This is a genomic window from Variovorax sp. Root473 (assembly GCF_001426505.1).
In the GTDB taxonomy this organism is placed as follows: Bacteria; Pseudomonadota; Gammaproteobacteria; order Burkholderiales; family Burkholderiaceae_C; genus Variovorax.
In genome coordinates, this window is the sequence record NZ_LMEV01000017.1 from 893,724 (window position 1) to 906,908 (window position 13,185).

13 protein-coding genes are annotated in these 13,185 nt (G+C 70.3%); 5 read left to right on the forward strand and 8 right to left on the reverse strand.

All coding sequences use genetic code 11. The annotated features are described in order from the left end of the window. Nucleotides 1–98: 98 nt before the first annotated feature. Both ASD34_RS17490 and ASD34_RS17495 read right to left on the reverse strand, forming a co-directional pair. On the reverse strand, nt 99–1,079 hold the full coding sequence (locus ASD34_RS17490) for a FecR domain-containing protein (RefSeq protein WP_056579921.1): 981 nt from the start codon (nt 1,077–1,079) through the stop codon (nt 99–101). Then, the gene (locus ASD34_RS17495; RefSeq protein ID WP_056579923.1) at nt 1,076–1,576 is read right to left on the reverse strand and encodes a sigma-70 family RNA polymerase sigma factor; all 501 of its coding nucleotides are present in this window, start codon (nt 1,574–1,576) and stop codon (nt 1,076–1,078) included. The genes ASD34_RS17490 and ASD34_RS17495 overlap by 4 nt, the downstream gene beginning before the upstream one ends. A 670-nt stretch (nt 1,577–2,246) precedes the next feature. Here ASD34_RS17495 and ASD34_RS17500 point away from each other — a divergent pair. Genes ASD34_RS17500 through ASD34_RS17515 form a run of 4 tightly spaced genes read left to right on the forward strand, consistent with a single transcriptional unit; the run spans nt 2,247 to nt 7,124 of the window. Next, nucleotides 2,247–2,951 carry a DUF3348 domain-containing protein gene (locus ASD34_RS17500; protein WP_056579924.1) on the forward strand — a complete coding sequence of 235 codons (705 nt, stop codon included), beginning with the start codon at nt 2,247–2,249 and terminating at the stop codon, nt 2,949–2,951. A gap of 31 nt (nt 2,952–2,982) precedes the next feature. Further along, the gene (locus tag ASD34_RS17505; RefSeq protein ID WP_056579926.1) at nt 2,983–5,805 is read left to right on the forward strand and encodes a DUF802 domain-containing protein; all 2,823 of its coding nucleotides are present in this window, start codon (nt 2,983–2,985) and stop codon (nt 5,803–5,805) included. 1 nt (nt 5,806) lies between these two features. Beyond that, entirely contained in the window at nt 5,807–6,469 is a 663-nt protein-coding gene (locus ASD34_RS17510; protein ID WP_056579928.1) for an OmpA family protein, read from the forward strand. Further along, the gene (locus tag ASD34_RS17515) at nt 6,462–7,124 is read left to right on the forward strand and encodes a DUF2894 domain-containing protein (RefSeq protein WP_056579930.1); all 663 of its coding nucleotides are present in this window, start codon (nt 6,462–6,464) and stop codon (nt 7,122–7,124) included. The genes ASD34_RS17510 and ASD34_RS17515 overlap by 8 nt, the downstream gene beginning before the upstream one ends. 7 nt (nt 7,125–7,131) lie before the next feature. Here the strand turns inward: ASD34_RS17515 and ASD34_RS17520 are convergent, their stop codons facing one another. The 6 genes from ASD34_RS17520 to alkB form a co-directional block, all read right to left on the reverse strand. Beyond that, the gene (locus tag ASD34_RS17520; protein WP_056579932.1) at nt 7,132–7,527 is read right to left on the reverse strand and encodes a VOC family protein; all 396 of its coding nucleotides are present in this window, start codon (nt 7,525–7,527) and stop codon (nt 7,132–7,134) included. A gap of 31 nt (nt 7,528–7,558) precedes the next feature. Further along, nucleotides 7,559–7,936, reverse strand: a complete 378-nt coding sequence (locus tag ASD34_RS17525) for a YkvA family protein (RefSeq protein ID WP_056582477.1) — start codon at nt 7,934–7,936, stop codon at nt 7,559–7,561. Between the two features lie 16 nt (nt 7,937–7,952). Then, complete coding sequence (locus ASD34_RS17530) at nt 7,953–8,288, reverse strand: YnfA family protein (RefSeq protein WP_056579935.1); 336 nt, start codon at nt 8,286–8,288, stop codon at nt 7,953–7,955. A 30-nt stretch (nt 8,289–8,318) separates the two neighbouring features. Further along, a complete protein-coding gene (locus ASD34_RS17535) occupies nt 8,319–10,010 on the reverse strand; it encodes a hypothetical protein (RefSeq protein WP_056579937.1) in 1,692 nt (563 codons plus the stop codon). Between the two features lie 163 nt (nt 10,011–10,173). Continuing rightward, a complete protein-coding gene (locus ASD34_RS17540) occupies nt 10,174–11,991 on the reverse strand; it encodes an ABC transporter ATP-binding protein (protein WP_056579939.1) in 1,818 nt (605 codons plus the stop codon). 9 nt (nt 11,992–12,000) lie between these two features. Continuing rightward, nucleotides 12,001–12,657 carry a DNA oxidative demethylase AlkB gene (alkB, locus tag ASD34_RS17545; protein ID WP_056579942.1) on the reverse strand — a complete coding sequence of 219 codons (657 nt, stop codon included), beginning with the start codon at nt 12,655–12,657 and terminating at the stop codon, nt 12,001–12,003. 290 nt (nt 12,658–12,947) lie between these two features. Here alkB and ASD34_RS17550 point away from each other — a divergent pair, with 290 nt between their 5' ends. Continuing rightward, entirely contained in the window at nt 12,948–13,178 is a 231-nt protein-coding gene (locus ASD34_RS17550; RefSeq protein ID WP_056579944.1) for a hypothetical protein, read from the forward strand. The last annotated feature ends 7 nt before the right edge of the window (nt 13,179–13,185 follow it).

Below are 13,185 nucleotides of genomic sequence, written 5' to 3' on the forward strand. Positions count from 1 at the left end.
TTCGGTGGTCCTGTTCTTGCCGTGCTCGCAGCACGGCTCCATGGCTTGCCCGATCAGGCTTCAAAAAGGGACAGGGGGCGGCGAAAAATTTTCAGCGTTCAGGCCGGCAGCACCGTCACCCACCACCGCGTGCGCGTGAGCACCTGCACAGGCAGCGTGGTGGCCACCATCGACAGCACGTAGTCGGTGTCGCGCAGCTGGAACGCACCGGAGATGCGCAGGTTCGCCACCTCCGGGCTGCAGTGCAGCAGGCCGGGGCGGTAGCGCGACAGCTCGGCGCAGAAGTCGGCCAGGCGCATGTTCTCGGCGTAGAGCACGCCCTGCGTCCACGCCTGGCTTTCGGGCGAGACGGTCACCAGCGCCGAGGCGCCCTGGGTCCCCAGCACTGTCTGCTGGCCGGCCGGCACGATCGTCGCCGGCACGGATGCGCCGCGCAAGGTGACCTCGACCGCGCCCTCGGTGACGGCCAGCCGCACATCGGGCGATGCACTTTCATGCCCCTCGTTGTCCTGCCGCACGGTGAAGCGCGTGCCGAGTGCGCGCAACCGGCCCTGCACCGTGTGGACGATGAAAGGCCGCGCATCGGCGGCGGTCGAAACCCGGATCGCGCCTGTGCGCAGCCGTACTGTGCGTTGCGTGTCGTCGATGCGCACATCGATCGCACTGCCGGTGTCGAGCAGCACGCGGCTGCCGTCGGCCAGTTGCACTTCGCGCCGCTCGCCGGTGGCGGTGGCGTGGTCGGAAGTCCAGCTGTCCCACGGTGCCAGGCGCCAGCCGAGCCAGGCGGTCGGCACGGCCGTCGTCAAGACCGCCAGTGCGCGCAGCGCGGCCCGTCGGTTGCCACGTGCCTGCCGGGCCAGCACCGGCACACCGACGCTCGCGGGCACGGCACCTAATTTTTGCGACAGGCGCTCGGCGCGCTGCCATGCGCGTTCGTGCGCCGGGTCCGCATGGCGCCAGGCTTCGCACGCCGCGCGGTCCGCTTCGCCTGCGCGGCCGGAGTGCAGCCGCACCAGCCATTGCGCGGCTTCGCGCAGCACGGCAGTGTCGGGTGAGGGGGCGGGTGGCAGTGCGGTCATTCCACCAGCGCCAGGCAATGCGCGAAGCCCAGGGCCATGTGGCGCTTGACGGTGCGTTCGCTGATCGCCAGGCGCTCGGCGATCTGTGCGTAGGTCAGGCCTTCGAGTTGCGACAGCACGAAGGCCTCGCGCACCTTGTGCGGCAGACCGTCCAGCATCGCGTCGATGGCGTCCAGCGTCTGCAGCAACTGCAGGCGTTCTTCAGGCGACAGCGCCAGCACCTCGGGCGCGAGCGCGAGCGCTTCGAGGTAGGCGCGTTCCAGCGCCTTCCGGCGCCAGTGCTCGCTCACCACGCCCTTGGCCAGCGTCGTCAGGTAGGCACGCGGCTCGCGCAAGGTGGGCAGCACCTGCGGGCGCAGCAGCACGCGAACGAAGGTGTCCTGCGCCAGGTCGGCGGCGCTGTGCGCACAGCCCAGGCGCCGGCGCAGCCACATGCTGAGCCAGCCGTGGTGCTCCCTGTAGAGCGCATGCACGGTGCGGGTGTCGGCGGAAGACATGAAGAGGGAAGGCGATGCAATTGAGAATTACTCGCATTCTAGAGGGCATCGTGGCCCGGTGTGCTGCGCGAGGGGACGACATGTCGCGCCGCGCCGCCAGCTTGTCTTCGGGCCGGTTCACGCAGGGCACGCGAACGCAAGCGAGGGCAGCCGGAAATTCCGGCAGCGGGTGCCCTCAGCCGCCGCGTGCGCGCACCCGGGCCACGTGCGCGAGGCGGGCGTTGTCTACTTTCTGCTTCGAAAGAAGCCGCATCCTGCTGCAGGTCGAGCAGCGGTACAGGCGCAGCCAGGGAAGCAGGCGCATCCAGGGGGCGCGCGGCTGGCGATCCATGTCCGCAAGGTGGCAGGGGCAGGCGGATACCGAGTGCAATGACGACATTTGTCCAACGACCATGCTGTCCAGAACCCACCCTGGCCAAGCTCGACGGCTCTTCGGCTTTCTGGGAAATGAAAGTATTCATTGTTCAGGAAAATGTAATCATAAGCATTCACCTGTTTGGGGTATTCGGCCGGCGCCCGGGAGGGAAACCGGCCCCATCGTCGGCCCCGATGGCTCGCATTCCAGACGCAGACTGTTTCACTTCCAGGGCGCCTTCCGTGCACCAGTTCACGGGTCAGGAGGGCCCAGTTCACCGGTGTAAACTGCCCGGTTTTCTCCCCCTCTCTCGGTATGGTGCAAGTGTCACGGCGCACAGGCTTCACCGGCTCGGCGCTCACTCGCTTGCTCGCTCAATTGAGCGACACCGACGTTCCCGAATCCAGGCCAGCCCTCGCGGATCGTTTGAGTCAGTGGTTCAGTTGGACCGATGCCATCTCCTTGTCTGCAGCTTTGGATTCCGATCTGGGCGTCGCCGTGTCCGGCGCGCAGGGTTCCGACTGCACCGAGGAGGCGCAGGAGTGCGCGCGCCTGAAGGCCGCGCTGGCCAAGGGCAATGCCGACGGCGGCGTGGCCTCGGTGCTGCCGGGCGCGAACGACGACTTTCCGCCGTACCGCCGCCGCTACTTCGCGCGGCAGCAGGCCATGGAAACCGCCATCGAACCGCTGCGCGCCCGCCTGCGGGCCCGGCTCGCGACCCGTTCGCCCGAGCTGGCCCGGCTCGCGGCGGTGGACGCCATCCTGGAACAGGTGGTGGGCGCGCGCGAACGCAGCCTGCTGGCGAGCGTGCCGTCGCTGCTGGAGAAACATTTCAAGCGCTTGCGTGAGGCCGCCCAGGCCACGCAGGACGCCAACCCCGACACCCCCCAGCCGCCACCGACCGCCGCCGGCGGCTGGCTGAACGTGTTCGGCCGCGACATGCAAAGCGTGCTGCGGGCCGAGCTGGACATTCGCATGCAACCGGTCGAAGGCCTGCTCGAAGCCCTTCGCGATCGCTAGCCTGCAGCCCCACAAGAGACAACAAGCTTCCATGAACAGATTTTTCCATTACGCCGTCTTCCTCGCGGGCCTGGCCGTCGTGTGCTGGGTCGGTGCCAGCTACGTCGGCCACAACCCGCTGGCCCTGGTGATCACGGCGCTGATCGGCGCGTTCTACCTGATGGGTGCGCTGGAGCTGCACCGCTTCCAGCAGGCCACCGGCACGCTGTCGCGCGCGGTGAACGACCTGTCGGCGCCGCCGGCGAGCCTCGGCGATTGGCTCGCGAACCTGCACCCCTCGCTGCGCAATGCGGTGCGCCTGCGCATCGAAGGCGAGCGCGTCGGCCTGCCGGGCCCGGCGCTCACGCCGTACCTCGCGGGCCTGCTGGTGCTGCTGGGCATGCTGGGCACGTTCCTGGGCATGGTGGTCACGCTCAATGGCACGGGGCTGGCGCTCGAAAGCGCGACCGACGTGCAGGCCATCCGCAACTCGCTGTCGGCGCCCGTGCGCGGCCTGGGCCTGGCCTTCGGCACCTCGGTGGCGGGCGTGGCCGCATCGGCCATGTTGGGCCTGGCCTCGGCGCTGTGCCGGCGCGAACGCCTGCTGGCCGGGCAGGCGCTCGACACGCTCATCGCCACGTCGCTGCGCGGCCATTCGCTGGCGCATCGCCGCGAAGAGTCGTTCAAGCTCATGCAGCAGCAGGCGCACGCGATGCCCGCGCTGGTCGACCAGCTGCAGGCCATGGTGGCCGCGATGGACCGCCAGAGCCAGTCGCTCAACGAACGCCTCGTCGCCAGCCAGGACAACTTCCACCAGAAGACCGAGGCCGCCTACACGGGGCTCGCCGCCTCGGTCGATCGCTCGCTGAAGGACAGCCTGGCCGACAGCGCCCGCATCGCCGGCGAAACCATCCAGCCCGTGGCGAAGGTGATGCCCGAGCTGGTCGGCCAGCTGCAGACGATGATGGCTGCGCTGGAGCGCCAGAGCCAGTCGCAGAACGACCGCCTCGTCGCCAGCCAGGACAGCTTCCACCAGAAGGCCGAAGCCGCGTACAGCGGTCTGGCCGCCTCGGTCGATCGCTCGCTGAAGGACAGTCTGGCGGACAGCGCCCGCATCGCGGGTGAAACCATCCAGCCCGTGGCGAAGGTCATGCCCGAGCTGGTGGGCCAGCTGCAGACGATGATGGCCGCGATGGAGCGCCAGACCCAGGCGCAGAACGACCGCCTCGTCGCCAGCCAGGACAGCTTCCATGAGAAGGCCGAGGCCGCGTACAGCGGCCTGGCCGCATCGGTCGATCGCTCGCTGAAGGACAGCCTCACCGACACCGCCCGCATCGCTGGCGCGACGATCCAGCCCGTGGTTGAGGCGGCCATGGCCGGCATCGCGCGCGAGGCCGCCGCGCTGCAAGGCGGCATGGCGCAGGCCGTCGAACGGCAGCTCGAAGGCCTCACGGGCCGCTTCGAGGCCTCGACCGCCGGCGTCGCCGACACCTGGAAGGCCGCGCTGGCCGAACACGAGCGCGTGAGCGGGGCGCTGTCGAGCGACCTGCGCGGCACGCTCGAACGCTTTGCCGAAACCTTCGAGCAGCGCTCGGCTGCGCTGGTCGACGGCGTGTCCGCCCGCCTCGAAAGCACCGTGGGCAGCGTGTCCGAAACCTGGGGCAATGCGCTCGCGCAGCACCAGCGCGCGAGCGAAAAACTGTCGGGCGATTCGCACCAGGCGCTCGCCGCCGCGGCCGCCACGTTCGAGCAGCATTCGGCCGCGCTGCTGCGCACCGTGGGCGAAGCGCACACCAGCCTGCAGACCGAGCTGGCCGCGCGCGATGCACAACGCCTCGCGACCTGGAGCCAGTCGCTCGAAGCCATGGCCGCGTCGCTGCAGAAGGAATGGCAGCAGGCCGGCGCGCACATGCTGAGCCAGCAACAGCAGCTGAGCGACACGCTGGCGCAGGCCGCGCGCGACGTGTCGGCGCAGGCCGAGGCGCATGCGAAGCAGACCGTTGCCGAAGTCGCGCAGCTGCTGCAGGCCGCATCGGACGCACCCCGCGCCGCCGCGTCGCTGCTCGACACCGTGCGCGAGGCGCATGCCAACCTGCAGACCGAACTCGCCACGCGCGACGCCCAGCGCCTGGCGGCCTGGAGCGGGTCGCTCGAGACCATGGCCGCGTCACTGCAGAAGGAATGGCAGCAGGCCGGCGCGCACAGCCTGAGCCAGCAGCAGCAGATGAGCGAGACGCTCGCGCAGACCGTGCGCGACATGTCGGCGCAGGCCGAGGCCAACGCCAAGCAGACCGTCGCCGAAGTCGCGCAGCTGCTGCAGGTGGCGGCCGAAGCACCGAAGGCCGCGGCCGACGTGATCGCCGAGCTGCGCCAGAAGCTGTCCGACGGCATGGCGCGCGACAACGACATGCTCGAAGAGCGCAGCCGCATCCTCGGCACGCTCGAAACCTTGCTGGGCGCGGTGAACCATGCCTCGACCGAGCAGCGCAGCGCCATCGATGCGCTCGTCACGGCCTCGGCCGACATGATGGAACGCGTGGGCAGCCGCTTCACCGAGAAGGTCGAGAGCGAGACCGGGAAGATGGCCGGCATCGCCGCGCAGATCACCGGCGGCGCGGTCGAGGTGGCAAGCCTGGGCGAGGCCTTCGGCTTTGCCGTGCAGCGCTTCGGCGAATCGAACGACAAGCTGGTGGCGCACCTGCAGCGCATCGAAGGCGCGCTGGGCAAGTCGCTCGCACGCAGCGACGAGCAACTGGCCTACTACGTGGCGCAGGCGCGCGAGGTGATCGACCTGAGCATCATGTCGCAAAAGCAGATCGTCGAAGACCTGCAGCAGTTCGCAAGCCGCCAGACGGCCGTGGGCAGCGAGGCCTGACGTGGTACGCGACGAGATCGACCTGGACGCCGGCCTGGAGCCGACCGTCCCGGTGTGGGCGGTGTTTGGCGACCTGATGGCGGGCATGCTGGGCGCGTTCGTGCTGATCCTGGTGTGCGTGCTCGGCATGCAGCTGGACCTCGCAAGCCGCCTCGAAACCGAGGTGCAGCAGCGCCGCGCCGAATCGCAGCGCCGCGAGGCGCTCGAACAGGCGCTGGCCGGCCCGCTCGCCGCCGGCCGCGTGACGCTCAACAACGGCCGCATCGGCATCAGCGGCAGCGTGCTGTTTGCCTTCAACTCCGCCGACCTGCAACCCGGCGGCCGCCAGTTGCTGAAAAGCCTGGCCGGTCCTCTCGGCGCCTACCTCAAGGCGCGCGACGAGATCCTCATGGTGAGCGGCTTCACCGACGACCGGCAGATGCGCGACGGCGCGCGCCTGTTCGCCGACAACTGGGAGCTGTCGGCCCAGCGCGCGCTCACCGTGACGCGCGCGCTGATCGAGGAGGGCGTGCCCTCGTCGTCGGTGTTTGCGGCCGCGTTCGGCGCCGAGCAGGCCGTGGCCTCGAACCGCGACGCCGAGGGCCGCGCGAAGAACCGCCGCGTGGAGATGGCGCCGACGCCCCGGCCCAAGAACGCGCCCGACGCTGCGAAGCCCCGTGAGTAACGACCACACAGCGCCCGACGATCACGTTGATGCGGCGGCGGCGCTCGACGCCTGGCGCGCGCGTGGCGACGACCGCTTCGACCCCGTGCGCTTCCGCTTCATCGAGGCGATGGCCCAGCGCGCGGCGGCGCACGAGGGCGAGGCGCGGCGCCTGCTCGACGCGCGGCTGGTGAGCCTCATGGCGGCCTACCGTGCCGATCTCGACAAGGTCGTGCCCGAGCTGGAAACGCCGGCACAAGCGCCGCTGCACACCGCGCTGGCGGAGCTGATGGCGCACATCGCCCAACTCGCGCCGCTGCAGCCCCCGACGGATGCGAAGGCGGCGACCGACGACGATGCCGTGCCCAGCCTGTCGACCGCGCCCGAGCTCAAGACGCTGAGCTACTTCCGCAGCACCTGGTCGAAGCTCGCCGCCGACCAGCGCGTGACGCAATCGCTCGCCAAGGTGCCGAAGAACGCCGGCCCGCTCAACACGCACCACCTCGTGCAGCGCGCGCTCACGCTGATGCGCGACCTGTCGCCGCAGTACCTGCAGCGCTTCATGGCGCACGTCGATGCGCTGTTGTGGATCGAGCAGGTGAACGCCGCTGCCGAGGCCGCGCGCGTGGCGCGCACCGAGAGCCCGCGCAAGGGGTCGCGCAGCCGCGCCGGCTGAACGAGGCTCAGCCTTCCGCGTCGTGGCACACGACGCACAGCTTGTTGCCGTCCGGGTCGCGGAAGTACGCGCCGTAGTAGTTCGGGTGGTAATGCGTGCGCAGCCCCGGCGGGCCTTCGCAGGTGCCGCCATGTGCGAGCGCGGTGCGGTGCACCGCATCGACCATCGCGCGGGCAGTCGCGGTGAACGCCGCCATCTGGCCGTTGCCTGCGTCGTGCGGCTGGCCGTCGTAGGGCTTGCAGATCACGAAGAAGGGCCGTGCACGACCTGCGCTGTGCCAGCCCGCCCAGGGCCTGGCGGGGTCGCAGAAGCGACGCTCCAGGCCGAGGCCGTCCATCACGGCGTCGTAGAAGGCGAGGGCGCGGTCGAAATCGCAGACGCTGAAGAAGACATGGGAGAACACGTCGGCTCCTTGTGACGAGGTTGAGTTGATGTCAGCGCGGCCAGAGCCACCAGGCCAGCCCCGCCGCGACGAGCACCCAGATGCCGATGACCAGGGCCATGCCGGTCCTGCTCGTCGGCTTGCTGCCGGTGCGCGCCATCCACTCCTCGGCCCGCACGCGGCTGCGTGCGATGACCTCGGCCGGCAGCAGACGCACCGCGAGCCAGATCAGCGCCGGCAGCAGCAGCACGTCGTCGAGGTAGCCGAGCACGGGAATGAAGTCGGGAATCAGGTCGATGGGGCTCAGCGCGTAGGCCACCGTGAACCAGCACAGTGCCTTCGGCAGCCACGGTGTGGCGGGGTCGCGACAGGCGAACCAGAGGGTGACGGCATCGCGCTTGATGCGGCGTGCCCAGTCCCGGAGATTCATGGTGAACACGAAGCCATCAACCCGCGCTGCGCGGCCCGAACATGATGATGCCCATGCCGACGAAGCACACGGCCACGCCGACCCAGTCGCTGGTCGACGGCGTCACCTTGTCCACGGCCCACAGCCACATGATCGCCACGCCGATGTAGACCCCGCCGTAGGCCGCATACACACGGCCGGCAGCGGTCGGGTGCAGCGAGAGCAGCCAGGCGAAGAGCGCCAGGCTCAGCGCCGCAGGCACCAGCAGCCAGATCGACTGGTTCTGCCGGAGCCACAGGTAGGGCAGGTAGCAGCCGACGATTTCCGCGAGCGCGGTCGCCATGAAGAGGCCGAGGGTCTTGAGCAGGTCCATGGTCGCCATTGTGGCGGCCGGCTGCCCCTGTCAGGGCTGTCGACCGGGGCCCGTGCCCGGGCGCGACGACGGCTCCCACACATCGGGCGTGGTGGCGACCAGCGACTTGAAATCTTTCCACGGCCGCGCGCCCGGCACGGTGCGCCCGCCGACGATCACGGCTTTGGCGTAGGCCACCATGCGCTCGCGCAGGTAGCGCCGTTCGGACTCGGGCCAGGTCTCGATGGCGTGCGGGCCGCGCGAGAGCACGATCTCCTTCACGCCGCGGATGCGGTTGTAGGCGGCCACGGTGCCTTCGAGCGATTCGGCGCGGTCCCACAGGCCCTTGCCGAAGAAGGCGGCGGGCCAGCGGTCCATGCCCGCGAGCGTGGCGGAGTTCGGATAGAAAAGGATGTGGTGCTCCGCCGCCATGCCGCCCAGGAACAGGTTGCGGTCGGCCAGGTCGGGCGCATCGGGCAGGTAGCCCGCGCCGCTGGCGAACGACGACAGCAGGATGGCGCCGCGGATGTTGCGCCAGCCGCGCGCCGGCGTGCAGTGGGGCACGGGCATGTCGAAGCTGCAGGCGGCCACGTAGTTGCGGGTCATGGCCCAGGCGGTCGACATCGAGCCGCGGGAGTAGCCGCCGAGCACCAGTGGAATCTCGCTGGCCTTCTGGCCCGCGAGCAGCCGCCCGCGCGCGGCATTGCCTTCGAGCTGCTGGCCCGAGGGCGTGAGCAGTCGCAGGCCCTGGCCGTGTTCGAGCTGCGCGAGCACGCGGAACACGTCTTCGCCTTGCTCCAGCGTGTTGGTGTCGCTCACGCCGCCCGACAGGCCTTCGCCGCGCCGGTCATAGGCCAGCACGTCGAAGCCTGCCTGGTTCAGCGCGTGCAGGTTCTCGCGCCACCAGCGCTGGCCCATGGCCTCGGTGGTGCCGTTGGGGAACGACACCGGCACGGCCTTGCCGCTGGCGGCGTCGATGCGGTAGGCCACGTCGTCGGGATGCTGGATGGCCGTGAGCTGTCCGCCGCCGCCCGCCGCCATGACCGCGAGGGCGCGCACCTTGCGGCCACGGCCATCGTCCACGCCCGCGCCTTCGAGGTACCAGCCGCGCAGCTTGATCGGGTCGCTGAGCTTCAGGTCGAGCCGCTCGAAGGTGTCGCGCGGCACGGTGAACTCGACGATGTGGGTGCGCGCGTCGGCCTCGGCAATGCCTTCGCGGTACGGCGCCTTGGCGAAGAAAGCGGGCCGGCGGATCTGCTTCAGGTCGACCTTGGGGTTGTCGGCATCGATGCGGCCCGCCGGATCGACCGCGCCGGTCACGCGCGTGGCGCGCGCCTTGTTGGGCGGCAGCCAGCGCTGCATCTGGGCATTCACGCGCGCGAAGCAGTCCGGCTCGGCCTTGCAGGTGCGCCAGCGCGCCTTGAGCTGGTCGTCGGTGAACTGGCCCACGTGGTAGTCGCCGCCGGCGTAATTGGTGGGCACGGGGTAGGCGCTCATGAGCACGGGCACGCAAACGCGCGGGCCGCCGGCGTTCACCGCGGTGCCGGCCTGCGGCAGCAGGTAGCCGCCCACCCGCGCGTTGCGGTCGGCGCCGACCCAGGCGACACAGTCGGTCGGCGGCGGCTTGCTCGCGGCGGCCAGCCGCTGGGCGGCGGTGGTGCCGGTGGTGCAGGCCGACAGGCCCAGCAGGGCACCGAGCAGGGCGAGCGAAAGGCAGGTACGGGTGGCACGGACAGGACGCATGAGGCGGGAAACGCTCGCGGAAAGGAGGACCATGTGATTGGAACGCAGCCGGTGCGTAAAAAGACTTCGCCGGGCCAGACGTGAACAAATGGATGCCGATACTGTTGCAGAAGACATGCCAGCGCGGCGGGTGCGAAAGCCGCCTTCTGGCGCAGGAGGGGTCCTACTGCTTGTTACCGCGTGACGCTTCCCGAAGCATCGGCTGGCGCGCCAGCACCTCGTCGCGCGGACCGTGGTCGCGCACGTGGCCGGTCTCCATGAGGATCACCGTGTCGAAGCGCTCGAGCAGGCTCAGCCGGTGCACCGACGCGATCACGCAGGCCTGCGGAAAGGCCGCCGCCAGGCGCTCCAGCACGCGCGCCTCGGTGGCGGCGTCGAGCGCGCTGGTCGGTTCGTCGAGCAGCAGCAGCGAGCTGCCCTCGGCCGCGAGCACGCCGCGCGCCAGGCACAGCCGCTGGCGCTGTCCGCCCGACAGGTTGAAGCCGCGTTCCGAGATCGCGCTGTCGAGGTCGCCGCGCGTGGCCTGCAGCACCTCGTCGAAGGTGCTCGTGTGCAGCGCGGTGCGCAGGCGCTCGTCGTCGCAGGGGCGGCCGAAGGCCAGGTTCTCGCGCACGCTGGCCTCGAACAGCTCGGTCTCCTGCGGGATCAGCGTGGCGAGCTGGCGCAGCCGCGCCCAGTCGGTCGGCACGCCGTCGAGCGCGAGCGTGCCGCCGTGCGGCGCATACAGCCCGGCCAGCACGCGCAGCAGCGTGCTCTTGCCGCCGCCGCTGGGGCCCACCAGCGCCACACGCTGGCCCCGGCGCAGCGAGAGTGCCACGTCGTGCAGGCCGCTGCGCGTCGGTGTCGCGGGGTCGTCCGCAGCGGTGCCACGCGGGGCGTAGCGCCATTGCAACTGGTCGACCTGCAGCTGCGTCCACGGCGTTGCTGCATCGATGCGTTCATGCGCCGGCACTTCCTCGGGTGGAGCCTCGAGCGTGGCGCTCGCCGGCGCGCGCCAGATCGGCTCGGCGCTGCTGTAGTCGGTGTGCATGCGCGCAAAGAAACTGAAGTTGGCGGCGACCGACGTGACGACGCCCGCCGCCTGCTGCGCGTACTGGTAGATCATGAACACCGCGCCCAGCATCACGGCCTGGCCCGGCGCGCGCGCCTGCCACACATAGATCACCACCAGGCCCCAGGTCAGTGCCAGCCCCATCAGGTCGACCGCGAACCACTTGCCTTCGTTGAGCACCACGGTGCGCTTCAACGGCAGCGACACGGCCGCCATGCGACGGCGCAGCAACAGGCGCGACGCGCCCTGCAGCCGCAGGCCGATCACGGTCGAAGCGTTGCCCAGGAAGTCGAGCAGCGCGGCCACGTAGCGGCGGTCGGCGTCGTTCTCGGCGCGCGCGAGCTTCATGAGCGCGCGGTCGATGCGCACGATCACCACGCCGATCAGCACATAGCCCGCGAGCGCCGTCACGCCGCTGGTGCGCGACAGCAGCGCCAGCGCCACCAGTGGCCCGACGAAGTTCACGGCGTTGGTGAGCCAGATGAACTGGTTCTGCGCGAAATCGGCGAGCGCACGGCTGGCCTGGTGCACACGGTGCTGCAGCTCGCCCGAGTGATGGCTGTCGTGCCAGGCGAGCGGCGCGGCGGCGATGCGCGCATAGAGCTGGTCGGCCAGCGTCTCGCGCACCTTGAGACCCACGTTGCGCTCCAGGATGCGGCCCGGCCCGTGCAGCGCCCACGCGCCGACGTACACGGCCGCGAGCGTGGCGATCCAGCGGCCGGCCATCGGCAGGTCGCCGCGTTGCAATGCATTGATGGCCTGGCCCGCGAGGTAGGGCAGCGTGAGGCGGATCAGCTGCGAACTCGCGAGCAGCGCGGTGGCGCCAAGAAGTTGCGCGCGCGCGCCGGCGGCGAAGTGCCACAGCGCGGCGTAGAGCGCGCGGATCGCGCGGCCGGGGGATTCGGGTGACGTGGTCGTCGTGTCTGTCATGCGTGCGCGTCAGCCGGCCCTGCGGAACGTGAGGTTGATGCGCTGCGCACCGAGCTGCGCCTCCAGCGGATGCGGTGCGTCCTTGAGCGGCAACACGCCATGAAAGCGCAGCCGGTCCACGCCGCCCCACACCACCACGTCGCCGTGGGCCAACGGAATGCGCACCGTCTTGTCGCTGCGCGCGAGCCCGCCGAACTGGAACACCGCCGGCATGCCCAGCGACACTGACACGATCGGCGCGCCGTGGTCGCGCTCGTCGCGGTCCTGGTGCAGCGAGAGCCGGCTGCCCGGCTGGTAGCGGTTGACCAGGCAGGCGTCGGGCGCAAAGCCGTCGAAGCCCGCCAGCGCCGCCGCGTCGCGCGCGAGCTGCGCGAAGGCCTCGGGCATCGCAGGCCACGGCGCGCCGCTGTCGGGATCGACCGCGCTGTAGCGGTAGCCGCGCCGGTCGCTGGTCCAGCCGAGCGCGCCGCAGTTGGTGAGCGCGACCGACATCGTGAAGCCGCCCGGCGTGACCAGGTGGCGGAACGGCGCGCGCGCCGCCACGCCGTCGATGGCGTCGAGCAGCGCGTCGGCGCGCGGCAGCGCAAAGCCCGGCAGCACGAAGGCGGCCGGGCCGATCGGCTCGCGCGCAGCGCGCGGCGGGGCGTCGAAGAGGTCGAACGTCATGGGGGCATTGTCGCCAGCGACAGGGGCCGTGCGGACCAGGGTCGCCGGCCTGCAATGCAGGCAAGCTGTCACAAGGCGTCACTGGCATTCCGAGTGTCAAAGCAGTACCTGGCCCCGGCCCGGCGCCTGCAATTCGTCCTTCGTCACAGGACCTGGCATGTCTCGCGTTGCTCGGTCACGGTGAGGGCGTGATGGCGTGGGCACGGGCCGTGCGGGGCGGACCGTTTTCGTGCATTGCTTTTGTATCCAGTGTTTTAAATTGAAAACTAAAGGCCTATGATGAATTCATCATGGACACCGCCCGCCTTGATCTCCATATGCCAGGGGGCTGGACGGGATGGTTCGAACTCACCCGCACCCCGAAAGGCACCTACGCCGGCATCGCGGCGCTGAGCCTGGACGGCATTCCGCGCTGCGCGCTGGTCATCACCCAGCAGCTGTCGTGGGACTCGGCCGTGGCGCGCGCGAACGTGCGCGCGGCGCATTTCGTGCGGCAGTGGTCGCCCGAGCGCGAGCACTGACCGGACA